The sequence below is a fragment of the Spiroplasma endosymbiont of Dilophus febrilis genome, from assembly GCF_964030685.1.
Lineage (GTDB): Bacteria > Bacillota_I > Bacilli_A > Mycoplasmatales > Nriv7 > Nriv7.
The window spans coordinates 115082-141373 of sequence record NZ_OZ034912.1 but is presented as its reverse complement, the minus strand read 5'-3'; the positions used below and the strand labels follow the sequence as shown (position 1 = coordinate 141373).

Here is a 26292-nt window from a genome sequence, read left to right as displayed (position 1 = left end):
GTTAAAAATTTGTTCTTTGAAAATTAAATACAAGTGAATTAATAATGTTGGTATGTATTAAGGCACGATAAATTGTGGGTGGTCGCCATAACCAAAAGAAGTTTACCAGTTAATAGATAACATCCTATTAACTATAGCAATTAATCGCATTCTATTTGTTTAGAAGTTATAAGACATTCATTTCTACATTCTTCTTTTTTATTAAATTTACAATTGCATATTAATTGCTTATATCTTGAATCACAAGTTACCACCTTATCTTTACAAAAATTAGGTTGCTCAATAATTAAATTTTCATCTCGTAAATGATTAAAATTTTGATTATGTCTTCTATTTACTCTTGAATCACAGCATATTTTGTTAATTAAATCATTATTAACTTCCAAATTTTTATTTAAATGACATAACGATTCTTTTACTTGAAAATAATCATTTCTCTTCATCATCATTTCTTGTAAAACTTTTTTCAAACAAGCATCTTGCTTTTCAACTAAACAACTATGTCTTTCCAATTTTCTATTTAAATCGTGTCCCATTTTATCAATTAACTCCCTCAAACATTCACTATCATCGCCTATTTTATCAATTAAGCAATTATTTGTTTCAATTTTATTACTTAAACTACCTAAAATTCCTTTTAAGTTACAATTATTATAATTATCTTTAGCCATTATTTCTTCTAATAACTTAATAATGCAACGCTTACTATCAAAATTATCTTCCCGAGATTTACAAATTAATTCATTATTAATTTGAATTTCATTACCTAAATCACATAATTTATCTTTTAAATTTTCATAAAGATTACTTATTGTTTTATCTTTTCTTTTTAATAATTCAATTCTTTTCTTTTGCATCATAATTTTACTTTCGTTGCTCCGAATAGTATCTGTAAGAATAGCTATTTCGCTTTCATTTTTTTTAGGTTCACATTTTAATTCACGAATTTTTTTAAATAATTGACAATTTTCTTGTTCTAATAAAATGATATCATTTTCTAATTCTTCAATTTCTGCTATCACTTCAGGATTATCTTTACCAATTAATTCTTTTTGCAATTTATTTAAAATTTCTTGATTAATTAAAATTTCTTTTTCTAAATTTTTACAGTCAATATCATCATTGTCTTCTTCTAACTCTTTGATTTTAGCTTCTAATTCAACGATTTTATCTTTAAATTCTTGACAATCAACATCATTACCAGTTTCTAATTCTTTAATTCTCGCTTGCAATCCAAGAATTTCTTTACTTTTATCTTCTAATTGTGTTTTCAAAGCTTTTACCTCTTCCTCTAACTTTGTACAATCACCGCCCACATTACCTTCTAACTCTTTAATTCTTGCCTTCAATACAATAATCTCATCCTCAAATTTTTTACAATCAGTACCAATATTACCATCTTCTAACTCTTTAATTCTTGCTTGCAACTTCACAATTTCATCTTTAAATTCTTGACAATCAGTTCCCACATTGCCTTCTAATTCCTTAATTTTTGCTTGCAACGCAATAATTTCCTGATTTTTTTCTTCTAATTGCACCTTTAATTGTTCTAAAGTCGGTTCTTTACCTTCTAAGGCAGCAATTTTGTCATTTAAATCATTTATTTCTTGTTGTTTAGTAGCAACTTGTACTCGCAATGCAGCAATAGTAGCATCATTCTTACCACCATCATTATCAGCCTCTAAACTATTAATTTGGTTATTTAATGCCATCATTTCTTGTTGTTTTGCAAGCAAGTCGGCTTTTAACTGTTCTAAAGTTGGATTTGCAGGTTCTTCATTCATAGTAAGTACATCTGATGTAAAAATTTGTTGTAAATTATTTTGTAATCGTGTTAAAGCTTCTAATTGTTCTTTTATAAGAGCTTCTTGTCCCTTTTTATTATTATCTTTTGCCATTTACTTAATGCCTCCTAAAATTTTATTAAAACTAATTTTAAATATAAAAAATTGGGAAATAAATACACAAATTATTATATCAATCACCTCCTATATAGGATTTATCATTTATCCAATGACTATTAAATTAACAATATTACAAAAAATTATTTAATTATTTTAAATCTAAGTTAATTAAATTACTAATAAATTTTTTCTCTATTTTTTAATAAATAAGTATAGTATTTAGTAATACCTTTGATTAATTACATTGTATCAAATATTTGCCAAGAAACACTATAATTTTTTAAATTTAAAATAAAAAAAGTAGTTAGTATTTTAAATACTAACTACTTACTTACAAAACTAATTAACTTTCTCACAATAACTAAATTCAGCTTCCACAGGAACATATCTTCCCCCAAAAACTTCAATATTAATTGTTGCTACGCCTTTACTATAATCCATACCAATAACTTCACCTTCTTTATTCTCAAAAGCTCCTGATAATATTTTAACTAGGTCTCCTTCTTTAAAATCAGCAACAAATACTTGTTGAACTTTTTTACTACTAATATTACTTTTTTCTTCACTGCGTCTTAACATATCTCTAGCTTCAGTACGCGATAATGGAAACGGTTTGGATCAATTTCCACTAGACCCAATAAACCCAGTAACACCAGGAGTATTTCTAACAATAAATCAAGCATCATCATTCATAATCATATTAACAAACAAATAACCCGGATATGGATTTTTGCCAATCATTGATTTTGTTTTTTTTGACATTTCTTGCTGTTTCACAATCCGCACATCAAAAATAAAGTCTTTCATATTTAAAGTTTCAACTCGTTGTAATAAATCTTCTTTAACTTTTTCTTCATGACCACTATAGCAATTAATTGTATATCACTTACCTAATAAATCACTAGAATCCTTTTCTTGTTTAATATCTTCTTTTATCATCTTTTTCTACTCCTTATTAAATAACTAAAATTTTACTAACTTCTAAAATTAATTGTAATAATGTTTGAACAATTGCAAAAAAAATTGCAAAGAAAGTAATAAATCCAACAGTTAATCAAAATTTTTTATTTAACTGCAAACTTTTTGCTCAACGAACACGACGCATTTCTCTAGTCATTAATAATGGTAAATCCAGTAAAGATTTTTTAAATCTCTGACCACGATTTCCATTTATTTTTGAATCTAAAATACTTTTTTTAATAATCGCCTCTTTAGTTTGTGAACTAACTTTTCTTTGTCCTAAAATCGGTTTAGTTTTTTTAACTTTTAATGCCTTATGTTCCGATTTTACCTTTTTTACTTTGTGCTTTTCTTTAGCCATCAATATTTATTTCCTCTCTAAATATTATCTTGTTTCCTTATGAATTGTATGTTGATTACAGTGCTTACAAAACTTTTTTAAAGATAATCTAACAGTTTGATTAGAACTATTAGTAAAAGTATTATAGTTTCTTGACAGACATTGATCGCAAACTAAAATAATTTTTTGTTGCATTATCTTTCTCCCTTTTATCCATATACATTATATAATAACAAAAATATGCTGTCAAATAACAATTATATTAGGGTGGTGTAAAGTTATTAGCGATATATTCTTAAACAAACAACACTTATATCACACCTTCTCATGCTAACAATGCTAATTTAATTTCTACCCCATAAAGATAATTAATCCGCTTACTATTTTTATTAATAACCCGATGACACGGAATACTAATTGCTAACGGATTTCTTTTTAATGCCGACCCCACTGCTCGGACTGCTAATGGATGATTAATCATTTTAGCAATGTCACTATAAGTTCTTGTCTCACCATAAGGGATTTGCTTTGTTGCTTCTAATACCTTTTGACTAAACTTAGTTGTATTTAACATATAATCAAACGAAAATGCTTTTCTTTGTTTAATAAAATATTCAGCAATTTCTTGTAAACATTGTTTTATTTCTTTTGATAATGATGAAAACAAAGGACAAGCTAAAATAAAACTAATATTAGTAATTTTATTATTTTGACTAGTAACCATTACTAATCCCACCGGACTTTGATAATATCCTTGTTTCATATTTTTAACCTTGCCTTACATACAATCACGATTTTTTTGTAATTTAACTTTTGCTCGTTGATAAGCATTATCAACACTTTTATAACTAATATTTAATTTATGGGATATTTCTTCATTAGAATAATCTTGTGACTTTAATAAAATAACTTCATTTTCTAATTTAGTTAAAAATGACAAACCATAATTAATCCATTTAGGTTCAGCTACTAAATATGATTGTTCAACCGTTGTTCTCTCATATTGCGTATCATAACTAATGGCATAATTCATTACAGCATGCTTCTTATTAATGTATTTTCTAATATATTGTAATAAATCTCATTTTAATCTTTGTTGCATATAATTTAGAAAAACTTTTATTTGCTGTCTCCCGATAAGTTTTCATACTGTTATAAAATGAAAAATATTGTAAAGAACTAAAATCACTTAACTCTAGAGGAATTGCTGAAAATTTTCGAAAAGTTATAAAAGTAATTTTTTCAATTAAATTAAAATATTTTTTTCATAAAAATATAAACGCTGGTTGTTGATAGGCAATTTGGTATTGATATATTAATTCATTATCTTCCATTTAAACTCCTTAATTATTTTGATTATTCCGAACTTGATATAATAGCAAAGCACTAGCAACAGCAACATTTAAAGAATTAATATGACCTTGCATTGGTACTTTAACAATATAATCAGAATTATTTAAAAGTTTCTGACTAACACCTTTACCCTCATTACCAACAATTAAAGCAATCGGTTTTTTATAGTCAACATTATAATAATTAATTTCGGTATTTAAAGCACTAGCAACAATCCAAAAACCATTTTCTTTTAATGTCGTTAAAGTATTACTAAGATTAGTTACTTTCACAACCGGCACATAGTTAATCGCACCAACAGAAGTTTTTGCAACCGTAGCATTTAATTCTACTTGTCTTTGCTTCAAAATAATAACCGCATCAACATTAACTGCATCACAACTTCGCAAAATTGCTCCAAAATTTCTTGGATCTTCAATTTGATCTAAAATTAAAATTAAAGGGTATTTCTTAGTTTTTATTTTTTGTAAAACTCCTTCTAAAGAAGAATACACATATTCCTTAATTAAACAGACAATTCCTTGATGTTTTGAATGTTTAACTAATAATAATAATTGTTTTTTATTACTAATAACATAAGAAATATTCGCCTGCTTTAATTGTTCAATAATAACTTTTTCTTGTGGTAAAATAAAAACTTTTTCAATTCGTTGACGGTCATCAGCTAACAATTGTTTTAAAGGATTTTTACCATAAATATAATTTGCCATTTTTGTTACTCCTTAATAAAGAAAATTATTTTTGAACATATTTTATAAAATATTTTTCGCTTGTAATTGTTCTCTAATTTTATCTGCTAAATTATATTTTTTTTGTTTACGCGCATTTTGTCAAGATAATAATAATTGTTTCACATCATCATCAAACGAAACTAATGAAAATTGTAAACCTAAAAGAAATAAACATTGTTGCAGGGTATTAAACAATGGCAAAATTGCTCCCAATTTTCCTTTTAAAATATTATTAATTTCCTTAATAATTTGTTCAATTATTACTCAAGCATTAGCAAAGTTAAGGTCATCTTGTAAATAATTTACCACTTGCATCACAAGTTGTTCATTTTTTTCATTAGTATTAACCTCGCCATTTAAAAATGCGATTACTAAACTTTCTTTTAATATTTGATGAATTTTTGCAACTTTTTCTTTTCCTTGCATAATAAAATTTTTAGTAATATTTAATGGTTTAGAATAATGGGTTAGCGTTAATAAATATCGTAAAACATTAGCATCATAATGGTGCAAAAATTCTTTAACAACAATAGTATTTTTAAGAGATTTTGACATTTTGACATCATCATAAAATAGATGGCCATTATGAAGCCATATTTTAACAGGTTCTTGCTTATTTAATGCCAACAATTGAATTCTTTCATTTTCATGATGAGGAAATATTAAATCAATACCGCCACCGTGAATATTAATCGGGTGTTTAAAATATTTATTAATAAATAACGCACATTCAGTATGTCACCCCGGTCTGCCTTCACTTCAAGGCGAAGTTCATTTTTGTCCCTGATCGGTTTTTTTCCATAAAACAAAATCATTAACATAATTTTTATTACTATCAATTGCAACTCTAATTCCTACTTGCAAATCCTTTAAATTTTTCTTTGATAATTGTCCATAAGATTGAAAATATTTTTCTATTGCTAAATAAACATTACCATTCTTAACATAAGCAGCTTCAATTTTAACTAACCGTTCAATAAATTTAATAATATCAGCAATATTATCACTTACTTTGACAAATAAATTTGGTTCATAAACATTTAACTGTTTTAAAACCTCAAAATAACTTTTAGTATACTTTTCTGTTAATTCCTTTTCCGTTATTTTTTCTAAATGAGCTTGATGAATAATTTTATCATCAATATCAGTAATATTTTGCACATAAAAAACTTTCTGTTTAGTAACCATAAATAATCGCTGCAAGATATCAAAAATAACAATTGGTCGCATATTCCCAATATGAATATCACCATAAACTGTCGGCCCACAAACATACATTGTAACTATCAAGTCATTGATTTTAATTTTTTGTTGTTGTTTACTATCTCATATTTGCATTAAATTCACCTATATAATCTAAAAAATATTATAACATACTTAAAATATTATGGTAAGATTACCATATGAAAAAACATGTTTGAAGTATAATAACGATAGCTTTTATCGGTTTGACAGCACAAATTATGGGATTTTTATGACTATATTGACAAAAAACTAATTTTCAAAAAATAAGTAACATATATTTTTTAATTGCTATTAGCCTTTTAACAATAAAAATAATTTTCTATTTAATATTTAAAGTAAACAAATCTCGTTTACATCACAAAACACAAACGGTTAATTTAGTATTAACTGACCAAGAAATTGCTAAAGATTATCTTGGTTATCACCATAATGAAGACAAATCCGAAAAATATTTACAACAAGTAAAAAAACTATTAAATCTAACTTTCTTTATTGCGATACTAAATTTAGCATTTGCAATTAGTATTAGTATTATATTTAGTACCATTTAAAAAGTGAGGTTGAATAACCTCACTTTTTGGTGCTAACTTATTTATTAATTCACGACTGTTCTAAAACCTTAAAGTATAGTTTATTATCATTATTACGAGAATAAAATCATCATCCCGCATAAGCAATAATATCACCATTACTATTTAAAATATGTCATTCATTATTTTTAATTTCAGCATCGTGTTTTCTTTGTTCACTAACAACAAGAGGTTTTTCTTTTTGCGAATGACTATTAAAAAACGCTACCGCATAATCACCAACCCCAACAACAGCATTAGCATAATCAGCGATTAATGCATAATCAGTCATTCATAATTTACGGGACTTTTTTAAAGCAATATTTTTATTATCACTACTCGTAATTTTACTTAACAATGTTCGTGATGGCACACCATCAATATTCTGCTCATTAATTTGTTCATTATTAATATATTCATTACTCATTAGTGAATGCCGATCTTGTTCATTACACGACTCATCAGTGACAATGCAATTATAATTTTTATCCAAATCATCTTGAGTTGTAATCTTAACTAATCGTGAAGTACCATCACGATTAGTTAGTTTTAAATAATCATAATCAGCATTAGCATCCATATATCCTCAAATAATACTTCGTTCACTATATGATGACAAATGTCCCATGACAACATCTTCATCCATTCTTAAAACTTTTTGCAAAGCATTTACTAAACCAGTATCAACTTTAATATGATTACTTATTTGTTTATCTTCATCTAAGACATAAGGATTAGCACCCATCGCATTTAAAAGCGCCAATTCTTTAAAAATTAGATTATGGTTATTAAAACTAGTTTGTTGTTTTCCATGAAAAGATTGCGTAAATAAACTGTTATTAAGTGTTAACGGTAATCAATCACGAGTTAGAAACATTCGCATTTGATTAAAATAATCCAAATGAGAAAGTTTGCCTTGTAAACCAATAGTAACTTTTTTTGATGTTTCAAAATTATCATCCTCAAATTCAGAATATTTAATTGCTAACGACGCCCACAGTGGTTTTTTGACTTTTTCTTCATTATAAGTTGCAATTAACTCATCATAATTAATTTTTGAAAAATCAAAATCCGCAACTTTAAAATTTTCATCATTCGTTCACAAAATTGGAATAATAAACTTTAAAAAGTATTGTTGAATTCAACTTGTTAAATAACCATTAAAACTAATTGTTGAATCAATTAAACGATTAATTCTCCCATTAGCAACACGCATTGCCTCATTAACATCATTCCTTGTTAATTGTCCAATTGCTTTTTTCTGATTACTTTGTGGTAAAAAAATTTCAATCGTTTTAAATTGCGTAAACAAATCAGAATTTTTTAATTGAAATAGCGTTAACTCCTTCTCAACATTACTATAAGTATCAATCCCATCAAAAATTCAATTATTATTTTCATTTTTAATCGCAAATGAACTGGTAGTACTTAATTTTTTAATATCATTTGCTAACACAAATAAATCTAAATACGATAATTTTGTTTTATCTTCATTTTTATCAAGCGTTGTTTTTCCTACCAATGCTAATTGTTTTTCGTATATTTCATCCAAATAACTATAAGCAACTTCACGATTGTAAACCTTAGGAATCGTAATTTCTTTTTTATTAATGTTACCAAAACGATTAGTTAAATAATTTCAAGTAACAGTTTTATTAATTCTTTCGCGAAATCTCCGACTTTCAACTCAACCACCATAATGATAACTAGTAGATTCATCATTAGCATATCAAGCCATTTTGTAAGTAGTATAAGTAGTAAACAAATAATTTTTTAATGAATCAAGTTTATTTCTTAAAGGATTATTGCCTTTTCTCGCAAAAAAGTCAGCAATTTCATTTTCTACACCACTTAAAATAGTTTGTAATAAAACTTTAACACTCATTAAGTTTTTACCTCATAAACGACCCATTGGCATACCTCGTAAACTATAATCTGGTACCCAAGGGGGCGGACTATCACCAACAATTGAAATTTTTTCAAAAGTTAAAATTTCTATTCCTCAAGGAACATTATTATAGAATCAATTTACCAAATCTGGTAATAGTCCTCAGCCACTTCGATAAACATTAGCTAAATGCGTATTTTGTTTTAAATCACTAACTTTAATGGGAACATTTAATGAGGACCTAGCATCATTAGTAAACTTATTAGCATCATATTCTAATAATTTACGAACAAAATTATCAGTCGCCGCAATAACAACAGGACCACGACGACAACTAACCGTCCCTTTTTCGGTAATATTTTCTTCACATTTAATAGTTTCAGCATTAAATCGTGTTTGTAAGTTAAGTGTTGTTTGACCCTCATAGTTAATAGTTGTACTGCGACTTAAAGTAATAATAAAGGGAATAATTAGCGAAAAGAAAAATATTAGCGACAATAATGCTAAAATAACACGATTGCGATAAGCACCATTTCATCATTCAAGAAACCTATATTTTCAAATTGTAACATTTCACTTCATAGTATTTATCCTTTTCTCTTACTTACTTCATTTCTTAAATTCTTTAACTGTTGCTAATACTTGATGAGTATTAGTAATATTATGTCACATTGGTATTATTTTCTCATTATAGTTATGCATTAACGGATTATAACTAGTTGTACTAATGACTTCACCTACCCTATTGATTGAAGGAATTGCTGAAATTAATGACTTAGTATATGGATGTACGGGATGATAAAATATTTCATCAGCAAGACCAATTTCTAAAATTTTACCATTTTTAATAACAGCAATCCGATCACAAATATAATGCACCATTCTTAAATCATGGGCAATTAATAAAATTGAAAGTTGATATTTTTCTCGTAAATCTTTTAAAATATTAATTACTTGTGATTGAATGGAAACATCCAAAGCTGATATCGGTTCATCAGCAACTAATAATGCTGGTTTCATTACTAATGCTCTTGCAATACCAATTCTTTGTTTTTGACCTCCAGAAAACTCACCGGAAAATCTACTACCATGTTCTGGCAGTAAACCAACTGATTGTAAGGTGTCATAAGCTAATTGATGAGTTTTAGCTTTAACAGCACCACGACTATATTCATTCGCTAACTGAAAATCTAAAAAAAGTTTTTTACTTTTATACAAGTTAACACCATATAACTTGGCTTCATAAGTTGTAACTAATTCCTTTAATTGACTAACAAATGTTTTTTTATTAGCAACTATCCCTTGATATTTTTCATTAATTTTTTCATAATTATTATCACGAGAATTAATTTTATTTCGCTCCTGTAATAATATTTTTTTAATATCTTGATTTTTAAAAACATATCCTTTTTTTAAAACTCTTAACTTACTTTTATATTTCTTAATAATTTGCTGAGTTTTTTCTTTATTAATTGTTTTAGTTGGTAATTTCAAAAGATGCTGTAATTTAGTTGTCACGGTATTAATATCAGCACCAAATTTTATTTTTAAAAGTTTGAAATCATTACGCATATTTTTTAAAGCCCTTTTCCGAGCTAGTTTTCGCTGTCAAGCTTGGGTTTTTAAAACATCAATTTGCTTTTTATCAAATTCAATTTTAGCATTAAAATTAACATTAATATCTTTAACCCAATTATAATAGTTTTTAAAAATAATTTCCTGTTCTGCTTCGCTAATAAAATTTTTGCGATCAGTTTGTTTTTGCTTATTTAATTTACTCATTAATGATTGTAAATCTTGCGAAATTTTTATTAATTTAATGCGCTCTTGTTTTCTAATTTGTTTTAATTCTTGTTTTGCCTCATAAACATCATTTCTTGTATCATACAATAACTGATACTTATATCGTGTTCCTTCTTTTTGTAAAAGATTAATTTTATTTTTTTCTTCGCGATTTTGTAAATCAATTTCTAATTTAGTAACTTTTCAATCACTTTTTCAAATATTTCTTAATTTCTTAACTTCTTTAAGATTATTTTTCTTTTCCGCAATCCGAATATCTTTAGTATAAAAACTATCAATCTCTTGTTTTCTTACTTGTAATTGTTGTAAATTACTATTAATAGTTTCTTGATGAAAATTAATTAAATTAGTAATTCGCATTAAATTATTATCATTTTCATAAGTTAAGCGCTCTTGAATATCATTCAAATGAATTAAAGCTTCATTTAATTTTTCTTTATAAATTGTTTCAACTTGATAAATTTCTTTTTCAATAAGTTCCTTTTTATCTTTTAAAGGAGTAATTTTCTTATTAAAAATCTTATCTCATTTCCGATTTCATTTTTTTATTCCTGATAAATTTTGTAAATCATTTTTATAAGATAACTGTTCTTTCTTTAACACATCATTTCTGGTAGCAATTAATAAGCGGTGCTTAGTTTTAGCACCTTTTAAAGAATAACGATAAGATGAAACAATATCTTGTGATTCATAACTAATACTTTTAATCATATTCTCTTTAGTACGATACCACTGCTGATAAATATTTATTAATTGGGCAACTAATAAATCATATTGCTTAATAATTTCCTCATCACAAGAAGTTAATTTCCGATATCACATCAAAGCAATTTTGCGTTCTTTTTTAAACCATTTTGCTTCCGCAGAATATGAATTATAGTTATTAAATCCTTCCAAAACAATATCCAACACCCGCTTAGAAGGATTTAAACTCGTTGCTGGATCTTGAAAAATCATTTGCACATTTTTCGATAACCACTCATTAGTTGTTTTTTTAATATCGGCAGGATTATGTGGTAATCGTTTATCTTTTATTTTAATATGTCCTAAAGCATGCTTATTTAAACCTAATATAGTTCGTCCAATTGTTGTCTTCCCACTACCAGATTCACCAACTAAACCAAAAATTTCACCTTTATTAATGTCAAAACTTACCTTATTAACAGCAATAAAAGGTTTACCTTGTTGACTATAAATCACAGCTAACTTATCAACTTTTAAAATTGTATCCGTAGAATTTGACATTATTTTACTCCTTTAGTTTATTATCTAATGTTGTTTTTTAAACTGGTGATGGCGTTTTTTAATTATATCGGGAACATTAATTTTTATTGCCCGCGAATCATACAATCAAGATGCGACAAAATGCGTATTACTAATTTTAAAAAATGGTGGATGAGCAACAAAATCAATATCCAAAGCATACTCATTTCTAGTAACAAAAGCATCACCGATAATATTATTAAAATTAGAAGGAACACTTCCCGGAATTGAATATAACTTTTGCCCTAAATTAACATCTGGCATTGACTGAATTAACCCTCAAGTATATGGATGTTTACTGTTATATAATACTTCTTTACTTTTTCCATACTCAATAATCTTTCCAGCATACATTATAGCAATCCGGTCAGCAATTGAACCAACAACCCCTAAATCATGGGAAATAAAAATAATTGAAACATTAAAAACATCTTTAATTTCACGAATTAATTCCAAAATTTCTGCTTGAATTGTTGGATCTAACGCTGTTGTTGGTTCATCAAAAATAATAATCTTTGGTTGACATAACAGAGCTGCGGCAATACACACTCGTTGTCGCATTCCCCCCGATAATTGATGAGGATATAACTTCATTACTTGATTAGCATTAGTAATACCCACTCTTAACATTAAATTAATTGCATCTTGTTTAGCATCTTTTTTACTTGCGGAACGAAAATTTATTAATGCCCCCTCAATTAACTGTAAACCAATTTTCATTGTCGGATTTAAAGCAGTCATTGGATTTTGAAATACTTGTGAAATAACTCTGCCTCGTAATTCTGATTCTTCTCAATCTGACTCATCAAATTTAGTAACATCAATCCCATCAACAATTACCCTGCCCTCTTCAATAACAGCAGCATTTGATAATAATCCAATTAATGTTGAAGTAATAACTGACTTACCACTACCAGATTCACCAATAATTGCTAAAACTTCTTTTTCATAAAGTTCAAATCCCGTATTACGAATAACTGTATTATGAGTTTTTTTAGCTTTATTGTAAAAAGTTACCTTTAAATCTTCAATTTTAACCATAATTTTCTCTTTTTTACTCATTATTGTGACTTCCTTATAATATCTTGAATGCCATTACCAATTAATTGAATTGCAATCGTAATAACCATTAAAGTTATTACAGGAACAATAATTTGTCGCGGATATACTAATGCCGTTAATCGTGCTTTATTAATCATATTACCTAAAGTAATCGCATCCGGCACTGATAAACCAATAAAACCTAATGAAGCTTCACTAATAATTGCAATCGGAATTGTTGCGACTAAACCAGTAATAATAATTGGCAAGGCCACCGGAATAAAATTAATTAATTGTTGATATCACGGCGTTCCTAAAATTTTTGAAGCAACAAAATAATCTAACTGCTTATTTTTTAATACTTGTGCTCTTACTTGCAAACTCATATTAATTCATCCCGTTAATGTTAACCCTAATGCCATCGTTCAAAAAGCTGGTTGCAACGCTGTTGCCACAATTATTAAAATTAAAATGCTGGGAATATTTGTTAAAATTTTAATAATAAACTGCAAAATTTTATCAACTTTACGATAATAACCCATTAATAGACCTAAAGTAACCCCAACAATTAAATCAACAATAACAACAACAAATGCCAAACCTAAAGAATATCTGGTAGCATGCCATAACATCGCTCAAACATCTCTTCCTTGTCCATCAGTACCAAAAATATATCCGTTTTTAAAAAACCCATAATGTTGTTGTTCAGGTTTTAAAAGATTAGCATCAGTTCATATTAGTGGAAAAATTAAAGAAAGTAAAATTAACAAACCAAAAATAATTATTCCTGCTAAAGCAAAACGATTAGCAATAATTGCTAAATAAAACTCTCGCGAACGATTAATCGGTTTTGTTGCCAATTTTTCTGTTGTCAGAAAATTTTGACGAACTAATTTAAAGTTTTTAAAATCTTCAGAATTTGTTTTTTTCATTAATAATAACCCCTATCCAATTCTTGTCCGTGGATCTAATATCGTATATAAGATATCACGAATAAAGAAACCAATAACCGTAATAAAACTTAAAACTAAAACCACACCCATAACAACATCATAATCCTTAGCTTGAATCGCTCTAATTAGAATTTGTCCACTTCCCGGAATCGCAAACACTGTTTCAATAATAATTGAACCAATCATTGATGCTAAAACTGCTAACGGTAAAAAAGTGGCAATGGGAAAAAATGCTGGTTTTAAAACATGTCTTCAAGTTATTCGCCGATTTTTACAACCTTTAATTTTTGCAAATTGAACATACTGCGAACTAAACTCTTGTTGAATTGATGTTCGTAAATAACGCACATACCCAGCAACACTAGGAAGCGCAATTGCTAATGAAGGTAATATTAAAGTTATCGGATTTAAGGGGTCATAAATATATGGAATATGAACTTTAAAAGCAAATAATAATAGCAAAATCGCAAAAACAAACGAAGGGATTGCAAAACCGGCAGCAATAAACACTGTTGCTAAACTATCAATTAATGTCCCTGGTCTTCTACCAACAAAAATCCCTAAAGGAATACCAATACATAAAACAATAACTAAACCAAGAAAACCAACGCGAAAGGAAACCAATAACTTTTGAAATAAAAATTGTTCTACTAATTGCTGGGGATACAAAAATGTTGAAATTCCTAATTGCCCTTTAGTAACTAAATTAGCAAAATATTTCCCATATCTTACTCAAATACTAAGATCTAAACCTAACTGGTCACGAATTATTTTTTGAGCATCTTTAGATAAACTAGGATCAACAGCTGCTTCATTACCACGAATCGCATTCATTAAAAAGAAAACAATTGTTAACACGATTCAAGCAATAACAATAAATTCAACAATCAAAAACACATATTTCTTTATAGACTGTTGCAAATTATAACTTAATAACATTTTATTTTCTCCTTACTAATTTCTAGATACTTAAATCATCTTTATTAAATGCCTCACATCCTTTTAAAGGAAAGATTGAATTATTTGGTTTATTTTGACAATTATATCCTCATTGCACCTCAGGCATATTTGTCCCTGCTGCTTGTGAATAACCCAAAATTCTTTCTCCCGCCCATCCAGCACTAGAATTACTTAGCATAATAACTGGTGATTCTAATTTAATTATCGCTTCTAAAATCGCATAAATGCGAAAAGCAATATGAGGGGCAAAAGTTGCTAAACCACTAATAGCATAATCTTTATCTTGGGGCATTTTAAAACCAGTTTCTTTATCAAATAAACTCGCTAAGCCATCACCAAACTTATTTTGTAAAATAGCATTTAATTGCTGAAAATTATCAATATTATTTTCCCTATTTTTCACTAAACCATTAACAGCAAAGTTATTACCATTAGTATCATACGGTGTAAATAAAGCATTTAACCACAAAAATTCAGATGGGGTAACTTCAAAGTCTTTAAAAAATGAATTAGAATTTCTAAGTTCTGTTACAGAATTAAATTTTTTAATAAAATTTTCATAAAAATTTCATGTTCCGGTTGGATTTTGTACATATCGTAAATCACCCTGATCTCAATAAACCTTAGCAAGAATTTCTAAATAATCAAAAGCATTAATTTTTTTACCTTTCACACTACTGTATAATAAATCATATTCACCAACGCCTAATTTGCTTAAAAAGATTGACCGCGCCTGCCCTTCCAATTTAATGTTAATTTCTGGAAAATTGCGTTCAATTTTTTGTTTTAAAAGCAACATCGCATCACTAGCAGTTGTTGATGCTGATAAATCATATAATAATGTTAATGTCTCTTTACCACTACTCATTAACCGATATTTATTATAAAATTTTTGGGCAATTGCTTTATTATGTAAACGATCAGTACGATCAATATTTGCTTGCACTTTATCATAAAACACTCGTTGATCAAAACGATAATACGCTAACGGTACTCGATCTTGTTTTGCATTATCACCGACAACATCCACTTCATACTTTGGTTGTCCATTATCAGTTACTAAAGTTTCTCTAAAAGCCATATCATTACCATCATTACGACTTAATAAAGTTGTTAAAGTATCAGCCGGAATACCCCCATTATCATTTTGACTAAGCAAAAACTCATGGCGATCAATTCCATATTGAATCGCATTTCGTAAATACCGTCCTTTTTCATTATCAAATTTATTACTTGCATTATTAAAAGCTAAATATTCTGAATCTCTTGTGGACATTCCTTGAAATAAAAACCGGCGTAAGACGGGATTATTTAAAAATCGTGGTAATAATTCTTTGGGAATATCTGATTTTCCAACAACACCCGATTCAAATAAAATTGATGATGTTACGGTATCTTGGACTACTTTATACTTTCAAGCATTAGCCGAAATTCTTTCACGATCTCAATAATCTTCATTTTTCAGAAAAACCGTATCATTATCAAAATCAGTACGATAAATTTTAAAAGCACCATTACCTAAAACCGTATCTTTAGAAGTACCTCAAAGATTACCATATTTTGCAATAACATCTTTTCTTGAAGGAAGTAACGCCGGAGAAAACAACTTTTTAATAAAATCTGCCGTTAACTTTGCAACTGCTGTCGGATTAAAACCAGTTGCAAAATTAATATATAATAAGTCATTACCAATTGCTTTAATCCCCAAATTATCTTCACTAACTTTTTTGTCTAAATATGCTTTAGCATTATTAATTCCCACTTTACTAGTATCCGTTAAATCATCAACATTAGCAGAACCATTACTAGCATCCAAAACATAACGAACACTATTAACAAAATCAGATGCCAAAACATTTTTGCCATCATGTCACAATGCTGGTCGCTCCTGAAAAAACTCTTGACCATTTTCGCGATAAGGTAAATCTTTATTAGCAAATGGTGCATATCTTAGTTTGATAATAAATTCTTTAAATTTTCGTGATTCATTATTATTTACTTTATCACCATAATTAACAACAAAAATATCTTTCGCAACGCCATACCAAAATTCAGTTGTACTAGAAATTACTCTTGTACTTTCATTAGCAATAGCATTTAATTGCTGATTTAATTGACTAGGATTTGTTAAAACCTTATCTAAATCTAAATTTTCATTATTAATATCCATTTCCTTAATAACAACACCCTGATTGCCATTTACTTTTGTCATTTCTAACACTTCATTACTTGATTTTTGATCAGCCGGGGCATTATGAAATAATCCTTCAATAAAAGCAAATAAATATTGCGAATTATAACTATGTTTATCATATTTTAAATAATTCAATGATTTAATGGCATCCGCTTGAGCAATAACAAAATTAAGCGACATTGAATTACAAGCCACTAAAAATAATACTGAATTTATTATTGTTATTTTAGATAAAATTATTTTAAGTAGGTTTCTTTTCATATTTTTTCTTATAACCTCAAACTTTTTATAAAAAAGTGTGCCAATTATTTGTTTAGAAAGCACACTTTATAAAATGAATAACCAATGATGTCATTCTTTTTATATTAACAATAATATTACTAGATTTTCCTATCTATGTCAAGAATTAAATGCGGGACGGTCGCGTTTAGTTTTCTTAGGTATTTTTTAAAAAAGAAAAAATAGTCATTTACTATAAATTATTTCAATATGCAAATTAAGTATATATTTCTTATGTATGATTTTTGTTGTAAAAAATTATTTTAATGTTGTTTTTATAAGCATTTTACTTAGTTTTTATAACCTTTTATTAAGAATATGTTTGTTAATATTAAATATTTTGTTTTATTAATTATTTTTCAAGTAAAAAGGTAATAAATTTTTAGTTGCTTTTCTTTCAAAATTATTCAAATCTTTACCCACCTAACAAAACTTTATGCGCCCGCAGAGGGAACGAGTGTTCCTGTTGATGTAATTGTTAAGGCTCATGCTAAGGATAAAAATAAAATGGAAGTAACAAATGATAAATATACTGTTAAAGTTGATTTGGCGATTTTTATTGCACAAGAGGAACTTAATATTTCGTATCTTAAATTGGCTTTACAATTTTTAAATTTAAAAGCAATTACTTTAGCAGGTAATGTTGTTCGTGGTGAAGATGTTACTTTAAAAATTAAAGAAATTTTAAATGATGCGATTAAAGATGTTTATGATCCAGCGACTTCAAAAGTTATTGCTAATTTACAAATTGCTTTGAAAGATGCGACGATTGTTTTAAAAATTCCTTTGACTGGTAATAGTATGGAAATTGATGTAATTATTAGTGCTACTAATAAAAATGGTTCGGTTAATCGCGTGCCGATTGATGATAAAGTTATTGTTAATTTTACTGTTAAATAACTCAAAATTTTTATTTAACTTGTAATAAATGTCGTTAATGAATTTAATTTATAAAATATAAAATATGAATGCATCTTAAAGAGATGCATTTTTTAATTTAGGAGAATTTGATGTCGTAGTTATTTGGGTGTGTTCTTTATCAATTTTGTGATATTATATTTAATAGAAAACATTAAATTATATGAAATGATAGGTGATGTTATTATGAATAAAAAAGTATTAACTTTACGAGAAGTTGTGGAAAAATTTAATTTATCATTATTGTCTGGTGATGAACAAGTGCTGGAACGAGAAATTGAAATTGGGGGCATTAATCGTGCAGGATTAGAATTAGCAGGTTTTATTTCTGATGAAACTAGTCGTAAGCATCGGATTGTTTTATTAGGTGGTAAAGAGAATGAATACATTAATAAGTTACCAGCAACAGAACGCAAGGCTCGTTATGAGAAACTTATTAATCAAGATGTTCCAGCGATTTTTACTAGTATTCGTTTTAATGAACCGGTATTAGTAGAATATGCTAAAGAGATAAATTTTCCTGTTATTGAGGCTAATTATTCTTCTAATGATTTTTATAATATTATTGTTAGTTACATTGATAATCGTTTAGCACCAATGGAAATGGTTCATGCATCGTTAATTAATATTTATGGTTTGGGAGTTTTAATTAAAGGTGATAGTGGAATTGGAAAATCAGAAAATACTTTAGAATTAGTTAAAAAAGGACATTTGTTTGTTGGTGATGATGGGATTGTTTTGCAAAGATATGTTAATAAAGTTATTGGTCGTAGTGATGAAAAGTTAAAGCATCATATTGAAATTAGAGGCATTGGGATTTTAAATTTAACGAAGATGTATGGTTCAAGAACAACTTTGGAAGTTACTGATATTGATATTATTGTTAATTTAAAATTGGCTGATAGTGAGTATTTTGCTAATTTAAATCGTGTGCAAACAGAAATTGATAGAGAAGAAATTTTTGGTATTAAAATTCCAGCGATTACGATTCCTGTAACTTTAGGAAGAAATATTTCGGAATTAATTGAAGCAGCTGTTATTAATATTAAGTTGCATAATGAAGGTATAAATAGTTCTGAGTTATTTATTAACCGAATTGATAGTGAACTTAAAACATAAGAGAAAGGTTTAAGTGTAAAAGTAAAAATGATGAATATATATTCAAATTGAGTACCTAATGAAATTCCAGGGACTAATGGTATTTTAAGATTTTATCCGCTTTTTATTCTTTTAGGAATAATTGTTTCGATTTTAGCTTCTTGGATTAAATTAAAACGCCGCGAGATTCCAACTGAACCATTTGAATGAAGTATTTTTTTAACTGTTCCGAGTGCAATTTTTGGTTCTTCAATTATTGGGAAAATTAATAGTCCTATTATTGATCAGTATGGGTTTTGAGGTTATTTTATGATTTGAGAACCGGGATTAGCAGTTCATGGTGGTGTTATTGCTGGTGTTATTGTTGGTTATTTTTGATTTCGGCATTATTCTAAAAAATATGAAATATCGTTATGAATATTTGCTGATGCCATTATTCCAAATATTTTATTAGGGCAAGTTATTGGTCGTTGAGGTAATTTTTTTAATCATGAACTTTTAGGACAGATAACGACTTCATTAGATTGATTATCTGATTGATTATTAGAAAATTTAAGAAAAGCTAATGCGGATGGTAGTCCAGCTGAAGGAATTGGGATTGTTCGTCACCCTTTGTTTTTGTATGAATCATTAATTAATTTATTTTCTTGGGTACTAATTACTTTTGTTATTCCTAAAATTGGTATGTGAAATAGTGTTAAACCTTGAAAGAAATATCCTAAAAAATTTATTCCGCTTTGAGAAAAAGATGTGGAATTATTGGAAAGTGAAAAAAAATGGGCAACACCGTTTAAAAAAATTTATTATCGTCGTCTTTGAAAGTTAAATTGTTGAAATCAAGCTTATTTTGAACAAACTCCGAGTAAAACAAAAAAGTTAACGGTAGTAAGAAAATATCCAGAACCGCATTTAAAAGCTAATAATCCATTTTTTAGACTTATGGAACGATGATTTAAAAATCAATGAATAAGAATTAAACAATTATGAACTCAAGATGCTAAACCTTTAGAAAAAAATGCTAATCCGGATAAATATTGAATGACGCGAGTTGGTGTTCAAACTGGAAGTTATGTAGTTATGTATAGTATGGTGCGAATTATTTTGGAAATGTTTCGTGATGAAAGTGATATTTTATTTCCTTATGATTATGTGGGTACTTATATATTTTTAGGGCTAGGTGTTATTACTGGAATTATTTTGATAATTTTTGCACAAGTTATTAGCGTTCGTAAATGAAGACAAATTAGGTGATTATATGAAAAACAATATTAATACTGATTATGATTTAATTATTATTGGTGCGGGTCCGGGTGGATTTACTAGTGCGATTTATGCGTGTCGGGCGGAGTTGAAAGTACTTCTTATTAACGAAGGTCCTCCCGGAGGGAAAATGGTAAAAACTTATGATATTGAAAATTATCCGGGTTTTGATAAAATATTAGGACCTGACTTGTCATTAGCAATGGATGGGCAAGTTAGAAAATTAGGCGCTGAATATGAAGCTACTAAGGTAATGAATATTGAAATTGCAACCGACGGTAATAATAAGATTATTACTGGTGAAAATGGTAAAATATGGCTTACTAAAGCGGTTATTATTGCTACGGGAACGGTTGAAAATGAGTTATTGGTGGATGGTGCTAAGAGATTATATGGTCACGGAGTTTCTTACTGTGCGGTTTGTGATGGGGCATTTTTTCGTAATAAGGGTATTGTTGTTGTTGGTGGGGGTGATTCTGCTATTGAAGAAGCGGTATATTTAACTAAGTTTGCTAGAAAGTTATATTTAGTGCATCGCCGAAATGAATTTCGGGCTTCGAAAGGAGCATTAACAATTGCTCAAAATAATAATAAAATTGAATGACTGTTAAATTATGTTGTTAAGGAAGTTATTGGTAAAAATTCTCTTGAACAAGTTGTTATTGAACATACTGCGACAAAAGAGCAACAAGTAATTGATGCTAGTGCAATTTTTCCTTATATTGGTTCAACACCAATTTCTAATTTTGTTAAAGACTTGAAAATTTGTGATGAAAATGGTTATATTATTACTAATGAAATAATGCATACTAGTGTTTTGGGAATATTTGCGATTGGTGATGTTCGTCAGACAGTTTTAAGACAAATTGCTACTGCTGTTGGTGATGGTGCGATTGCTGCTCAAGAAGCAATAAAATATTTAGATCAATTGAAATTGTAATTGATGCTTAATTAATAGCAGTTTTATGAATGGAGTGATTAATAGTGATGTCTTTTTCTAAAATTGTTAAGCAAGAAATTATGAAAAAGGAATTTAGTCATCCAGCAAAGCAAGCTATTTTATTGGGATTAATAAAATCGTTAGCAATATTTAATAGTAAGCAATTAATTTTTGAATGTTCTAATAAAACTGTTGCTATTTTTGTTAAAAAATTAATTGCTGAAATTTATAATTATTATCCAGAAATTTTGACAATGGGAATTAAAACTATTGTATATAAGTTAGATCTTTCACATATTGTTTCTTTAATCATTAATGATAAAGATATTAGTTATGATATTAAACGAAATGAATTAGTTGTTAATTTTGAAAGATTAACGAGTGAAATATCAAAAAGAGCATTTATTGCGGGAGCATTTATTGCTACTGGTAGTGTTAATTCGCCAAGGATTAGTAATTATCATTTAGAAATTCAAGGAATTGATATTTTATTTATTCGGAAGTTACAATTACTAATAAATAGTTTTGGTTTTAAATTTAAACGCATTTATCGTCGTAAAAAACCTTTAATTTATTTAAAAAAATCAACTGAAATTGCTGATTTTTTGAAATTAATTGATGCAAGTCTTTCACTATTATCGTTTGAAAATGAACGGATTTCACGCGATATGTATAATAGTATTAATCGTTTAACAAATATTGAGATTTCTAATCAGCAAAAAACTAATAAAGCGGCTATTGAACAAATTAAGATGATTAATTTTTTAAAAGCGAATGATTATTTTTTAAAGTTATCATTAAAAACTCAACAAATTGCTAATTTACGGTTAGATAATCCTGAAGCTTCGTTGAGTGAGCTTTGCAATTTATATGAAAATATTTATCATGGTATGATTTCTAAATCAGGAATAAATCATATGATGCGCGAAATTAAAAATAGTTATTTATTGTTTAAAAGTATTTCTTCTGATGACAATTAAATATTTTATAAAATGTTTTGTATTAATATATATAAATTTGTGATATAAAGAAATTGTTATTAATTTAGTAGTAAAATTTGTTTTGCTATTAATTTTTTATATTTTAAGTGTTAATTAAGAAAATATTGTAATTGGGTGGAACTAATGAAATTAAAAATTAATTGAAAACAATATTGAGATTGAGAATTTAATAAAAAAGTTTTACGGATGATGTTACCTTTGATTTTGCAAAGTTTGATTGTTGCTTTTATTAATGTTTTAGATACAATTTTTATTTCAATTTTTAATTCTGAACAATTAACTGGTTTAGGTTTAACGAATGATATGTTCATTTTATTAATTTATAGTTTTTGAGCGATTTCGGGTGCTGGGGGTATTTATACAACACAATATTTAGGGAAAAAGAATTATGCTAAAGTTGCGGAAACCACAAGAATAAAATTAATTTTAGCACTTATTTTGGCAGTAGTTTATTTTACCTTAATATCGACATTAAGAACATCATTAATTAATATTAGGTCGCGTTTAGTTTTCTTAGGTATTTTTTAAAAAAGAAAAAATAGTCATTTACTATAAATTATTTCAATATGCAAATTAAGTATATATTTCTTATGTATGATTTTTGTTGTAAAAAATTATTTTAATGTTGTTTTTATAAGCATTTTACTTAGTTTTTATAACCTTTTATTAAGAATATGTTTGTTAATATTAAATATTTTGTTTTATTAATTATTTTTCAAGTAAAAAGGTAATAAATTTTTAGTTGCTTTTCTTTCAAAATTATTCAAATCTTTACCCACCTAACAAAACTTTATGCGCCCTTAATATTATTGTGAATTTAGATAATCATTTGCCGGAAGATAAGAAAAATTTGATTTCTCAATCTGCAAATGATTATTTGCAGATTATTAATTATACAACTTGGTTTTTAGGTATTTCGTTAATTTTTTATAATACAATGTATGAGTGTGGCGATGCTTGAACACCGTTGTATATTAACTTTTTGCCTTTAACAATTAATGCGATTTTAAATCCAATTTTTATTAAACTTTGTGGTTGAGGTGTTGTTGGTGCTGCGTGGTCAACATTTATTGCTCGGGTTTGTGAATTTATTGTTGTCATTGCTTTTATAGTTTGAAAGAAGCCAGTTTATTATCCAGGATGAAAAATTTGAAAAACAACATTAGATTTATGAAAAAAAATTATGAAAAACTTTGTGTTTATTTTTATGGCGAATGCCTTGTTTGCGCTTTCATCGTTTGTGCAAAAGATGATTATTTTAAAAGAAGGATTTTTAGATAATTCTTATCAAGCGGCAATTTTAACATTTAGCATTATTGGCGTGTTTTATTCATTTTTTAATGGTTATTATGTGGCTGTTCCATATTTTGTTGGTCGGGAGTTAGGAGCTAATCATATTGTTAAAGCAAAAGTTAATTTTTATAAAATTTTAGGTTTTGGTTTAATTTTAAATGCGACAATTGCTTTATTAATCATATTTAGTTCGCCATTTATTCTTAATTTCTTTACGGGAAGTCCAGCAGTTATTTATGTTGCTAAGTGGTACTTAGCTTTTCAAGGGATAGCGTTCTTTTTCTTATCAACATCAATTATTTTCTTTAATATTTTAAGGATCGGTGGTAAAAATTTGTTATCAAGTTTAATTGATATTCTTTGCACTTGGGTTTTTATTGTGGGGTTAACTTGATTTGCATTTACAATTTTTAAATCCAATGATTATGAAGTGTTTTCTGAGAATTGAGTAATGGTGACAATAATTGTATTTTTAATTGTTTCTTTAGCTGAAATTATTCAATTTTCAATATTAATTATTACTGTGCGAAAAGTTAATTGAGCTAATAATTTAGTAAAACAATAAAATAAAGGGATGTTTAAAAATGATTAAGGATGTTATGAATGTTAAAATTAAGTTTGGTCAACAAATTAGACGATTACGAATAAATTTGCATTTGTCACAAGAAGAATTAGCATATGAATGTGATTTAAATAAAAATTATGTTTCTGATATTGAACGCGGTGAAAGAAACATTTCTTTACAAAGTATTGCTAAACTTGCTAAGGGTTTGCAAGTATCGTTATCGGAATTATTTGATTTTGACTATCAAATTTAAATACTATGATATTTTTAAATAGGGGGTGGAATTATTTCACAGTGATTATTTGGTTGAACAAAACCGGAATATTTATGGGTATTTTTTGTTATTTTTGCGAGTATTAATTTTTTTGCTTCTAGACGGATGATTAAATATTTGTCAGCATTAAAAATGCGAACAAAAATGTCAACGGCGGTTGCGGGAGCATTATTATTATCAATTATAACTTCATTGCCAGAACTTGTATCAGCGATAACAGCCGGTGCTTTGGGGAGTCCTGAAGTTAGTATGGGTGATGTTATGGGGGCAAATTTATTTTCAGGAGCGATGTTAGCTGTTGCTGATATTATTTTTATTCGTTATTTATTTTTTAAAAAAATAAATAACTCTAATCGCTTTATTATTTATTTAATGATCAGAATTAATATAATTTTAGTATTAGCTTTAATGTCAATTAAAGCATTTGATTTTATGCGGTTAACGATTCCTTATATCAATGTTTCTTGACCATTTTTAGTTTTATTATTAGTTTATGGGGGATTTTTAATAATGATGTTTAAAGGATTTCATGATGAGGAAAAAGAACCTAAAACTAATAAAGATGTTGGTTTAAAAAAATTATCATTAAAGATGATTATAATTTTTTTTGTTATTTCGGCTATTGGTTTAGTTCTTTCTTCAATAATATTAGTTGCGGTTATTGATAACTTTGATAATGTTTATGGGATTAAAAAAGAATCGGCAGGAGCAATTTTTTTAGGAATGACAACGGCCTTACCAGAAGTAGTATCACTATTTTCTTTAGCAAGGATTGGTTATGGTAATGTTGCCATTGCTGGAATTGTTGGTAGCCATCTTTTTAATTCAATTATTTACTTTGTTGCTGATATTATTAATCATCCTGTTGGAAGTTTAGAATATTTAGCAAATGGTAATATGATGAATTTAATGCCATTATTTGTTATTGCGATTTTGCTATTGTTAACAATTATTATTTTTACTGTTAAAACAATTTCGCGTTGAAGTAGTAGTAAAATTTTTACAGTAATAACTTCTGGAGTAATTATAATATTTTATGGTTTTAATATTATTTTTCAAATTTTACAAAGTCAATATCATTTTTTCTAATTTAAGTTGTAAAATAATTGTCATAAAACATATATGATAGATTATGATATAATTTACAAGGTAATTATTAAAATTTATAAAAGTAGAGGTTTAATATATGAGTAAACAAAATATTTTATTAATCTTTGAGATTATTCTTTTAATTGTTGGTTTTGCAATGATTGTTATTGGACTATTACAGCCAAAGAAAACGCAAGCAGGGTTAGGAGCATTAAGTGGTGGTAATCAAGAGCTTTTTGCACAAACTAAAGAGCGAGGACTTTCACGAACTTTATCATTTATGATGTTAGGTTGTGGATCTTGTTTATTTGTTCTTTCAATGATTATTAGAATTTTAGAAAATTCTTTATAATTTTTATTTAAACTATTAG

26 protein-coding genes are annotated in these 26292 nt (G+C 27.4%); 11 read left to right on the top strand and 15 right to left on the bottom strand.

Annotated elements, in window-relative coordinates; all coding sequences use genetic code 4:
- Positions 1–140: 140 nt before the first annotated feature.
- The 9 genes from AAHF53_RS00670 to cysS all read right to left on the bottom strand — a co-directional run bounded on the left by AAHF53_RS00670 (position 141) and on the right by cysS (position 6626).
- Entirely contained in the window at positions 141–1898 is a 1758-nt protein-coding gene (locus AAHF53_RS00670) for a hypothetical protein (protein WP_342189870.1), read from the bottom strand.
- Between the two features lie 345 nt (positions 1899–2243).
- Positions 2244–2843, bottom strand: a complete 600-nt coding sequence (gene nusG / locus AAHF53_RS00665) for a transcription termination/antitermination protein NusG (RefSeq protein ID WP_342189869.1) — start codon at positions 2841–2843, stop codon at positions 2244–2246.
- Between the two features lie 16 nt (positions 2844–2859).
- Positions 2860–3228, bottom strand: coding sequence for a hypothetical protein (locus AAHF53_RS00660; protein ID WP_338968200.1), 369 nt, complete (start codon positions 3226–3228; stop codon positions 2860–2862).
- 21 nt (positions 3229–3249) lie between these two features.
- Positions 3250–3399: a 50S ribosomal protein L33 gene (rpmG, locus tag AAHF53_RS00655; RefSeq protein WP_215826970.1), complete on the bottom strand. Its 150-nt coding sequence runs from the start codon at positions 3397–3399 to the stop codon at positions 3250–3252.
- Between the two features lie 115 nt (positions 3400–3514).
- Positions 3515–3967: a methylated-DNA--[protein]-cysteine S-methyltransferase gene (locus AAHF53_RS00650; RefSeq protein WP_338968204.1), complete on the bottom strand. Its 453-nt coding sequence runs from the start codon at positions 3965–3967 to the stop codon at positions 3515–3517.
- Between the two features lie 15 nt (positions 3968–3982).
- Positions 3983–4306, bottom strand: coding sequence for a sigma factor-like helix-turn-helix DNA-binding protein (locus AAHF53_RS00645; RefSeq protein ID WP_342189868.1), 324 nt, complete (start codon positions 4304–4306; stop codon positions 3983–3985).
- On the bottom strand, positions 4266–4538 hold the full coding sequence (locus AAHF53_RS00640; RefSeq protein WP_342189867.1) for a hypothetical protein: 273 nt from the start codon (positions 4536–4538) through the stop codon (positions 4266–4268). Before AAHF53_RS00640 ends, AAHF53_RS00645 begins: the two co-directional genes overlap by 41 nt.
- A gap of 9 nt (positions 4539–4547) precedes the next feature.
- Entirely contained in the window at positions 4548–5267 is a 720-nt protein-coding gene (rlmB, locus tag AAHF53_RS00635) for a 23S rRNA (guanosine(2251)-2'-O)-methyltransferase RlmB (protein WP_342189866.1), read from the bottom strand.
- A gap of 42 nt (positions 5268–5309) precedes the next feature.
- Entirely contained in the window at positions 5310–6626 is a 1317-nt protein-coding gene (cysS, locus tag AAHF53_RS00630; protein WP_342189865.1) for a cysteine--tRNA ligase, read from the bottom strand.
- A 65-nt stretch (positions 6627–6691) separates the two neighbouring features.
- Between cysS and AAHF53_RS00625 the strand changes: the two genes are divergently transcribed.
- Positions 6692–7084 carry a hypothetical protein gene (locus AAHF53_RS00625; RefSeq protein ID WP_342189864.1) on the top strand — a complete coding sequence of 131 codons (393 nt, stop codon included), beginning with the start codon at positions 6692–6694 and terminating at the stop codon, positions 7082–7084.
- 37 nt (positions 7085–7121) lie between these two features.
- Here AAHF53_RS00625 and AAHF53_RS00620 read toward each other — a convergent pair whose 3' ends face one another.
- The 6 genes from AAHF53_RS00620 to AAHF53_RS00595 are packed head-to-tail and all read right to left on the bottom strand — an operon-like array spanning position 7122 to position 17465.
- Positions 7122–9572, bottom strand: a complete 2451-nt coding sequence (locus AAHF53_RS00620) for a hypothetical protein (RefSeq protein ID WP_342189863.1) — start codon at positions 9570–9572, stop codon at positions 7122–7124.
- Positions 9573–9590: 18 nt separating this feature from the next.
- Positions 9591–12038 (bottom strand): ATP-binding cassette domain-containing protein, encoded by a 2448-nt coding sequence (locus AAHF53_RS00615; RefSeq protein WP_342189862.1) that lies wholly within the window; start codon positions 12036–12038, stop codon positions 9591–9593.
- Positions 12039–12062: 24 nt separating this feature from the next.
- The gene (locus tag AAHF53_RS00610; protein WP_342189861.1) at positions 12063–13118 is read right to left on the bottom strand and encodes an ABC transporter ATP-binding protein; all 1056 of its coding nucleotides are present in this window, start codon (positions 13116–13118) and stop codon (positions 12063–12065) included.
- Positions 13118–14029: an ABC transporter permease gene (locus tag AAHF53_RS00605; RefSeq protein WP_342189860.1), complete on the bottom strand. Its 912-nt coding sequence runs from the start codon at positions 14027–14029 to the stop codon at positions 13118–13120. The genes AAHF53_RS00610 and AAHF53_RS00605 overlap by 1 nt, the downstream gene beginning before the upstream one ends.
- A gap of 12 nt (positions 14030–14041) precedes the next feature.
- Positions 14042–14989: an ABC transporter permease gene (locus tag AAHF53_RS00600; protein WP_342189859.1), complete on the bottom strand. Its 948-nt coding sequence runs from the start codon at positions 14987–14989 to the stop codon at positions 14042–14044.
- A gap of 22 nt (positions 14990–15011) precedes the next feature.
- The gene (locus tag AAHF53_RS00595) at positions 15012–17465 is read right to left on the bottom strand and encodes an ABC transporter substrate-binding protein (protein WP_342189858.1); all 2454 of its coding nucleotides are present in this window, start codon (positions 17463–17465) and stop codon (positions 15012–15014) included.
- Between the two features lie 525 nt (positions 17466–17990).
- Between AAHF53_RS00595 and AAHF53_RS00590 the strand changes: the two genes are divergently transcribed.
- The 10 genes from AAHF53_RS00590 to secG all read left to right on the top strand — a co-directional run bounded on the left by AAHF53_RS00590 (position 17991) and on the right by secG (position 26273).
- Positions 17991–18383: a hypothetical protein gene (locus AAHF53_RS00590; RefSeq protein ID WP_342189857.1), complete on the top strand. Its 393-nt coding sequence runs from the start codon at positions 17991–17993 to the stop codon at positions 18381–18383.
- A 204-nt stretch (positions 18384–18587) separates the two neighbouring features.
- The gene (gene hprK / locus AAHF53_RS00585) at positions 18588–19520 is read left to right on the top strand and encodes an HPr(Ser) kinase/phosphatase (RefSeq protein WP_338966834.1); all 933 of its coding nucleotides are present in this window, start codon (positions 18588–18590) and stop codon (positions 19518–19520) included.
- Positions 19521–19550: 30 nt separating this feature from the next.
- Positions 19551–20771: a prolipoprotein diacylglyceryl transferase gene (locus tag AAHF53_RS00580; protein ID WP_342189856.1), complete on the top strand. Its 1221-nt coding sequence runs from the start codon at positions 19551–19553 to the stop codon at positions 20769–20771.
- Complete coding sequence (gene trxB / locus AAHF53_RS00575; RefSeq protein WP_342189855.1) at positions 20755–21699, top strand: thioredoxin-disulfide reductase; 945 nt, start codon at positions 20755–20757, stop codon at positions 21697–21699. Before AAHF53_RS00580 ends, trxB begins: the two co-directional genes overlap by 17 nt.
- Positions 21700–21728: 29 nt before the next feature.
- Positions 21729–22679 (top strand): DNA-binding protein WhiA, encoded by a 951-nt coding sequence (gene whiA, locus AAHF53_RS00570; protein ID WP_338966828.1) that lies wholly within the window; start codon positions 21729–21731, stop codon positions 22677–22679.
- A 144-nt stretch (positions 22680–22823) separates the two neighbouring features.
- Positions 22824–23228, top strand: coding sequence for an MATE family efflux transporter (locus tag AAHF53_RS00565; protein ID WP_342189854.1), 405 nt, complete (start codon positions 22824–22826; stop codon positions 23226–23228).
- A gap of 214 nt (positions 23229–23442) precedes the next feature.
- On the top strand, positions 23443–24558 hold the full coding sequence (locus AAHF53_RS00560; protein ID WP_342189853.1) for an MATE family efflux transporter: 1116 nt from the start codon (positions 23443–23445) through the stop codon (positions 24556–24558).
- Between the two features lie 19 nt (positions 24559–24577).
- A complete protein-coding gene (locus AAHF53_RS00555; RefSeq protein WP_215825781.1) occupies positions 24578–24811 on the top strand; it encodes a helix-turn-helix domain-containing protein in 234 nt (77 codons plus the stop codon).
- Positions 24812–24829: 18 nt separating this feature from the next.
- A complete protein-coding gene (locus AAHF53_RS00550) occupies positions 24830–25921 on the top strand; it encodes a hypothetical protein (RefSeq protein ID WP_342190166.1) in 1092 nt (363 codons plus the stop codon).
- Between the two features lie 97 nt (positions 25922–26018).
- Positions 26019–26273: a preprotein translocase subunit SecG gene (gene secG / locus AAHF53_RS00545; protein WP_338966779.1), complete on the top strand. Its 255-nt coding sequence runs from the start codon at positions 26019–26021 to the stop codon at positions 26271–26273.
- The last annotated feature ends 19 nt before the right edge of the window (positions 26274–26292 follow it).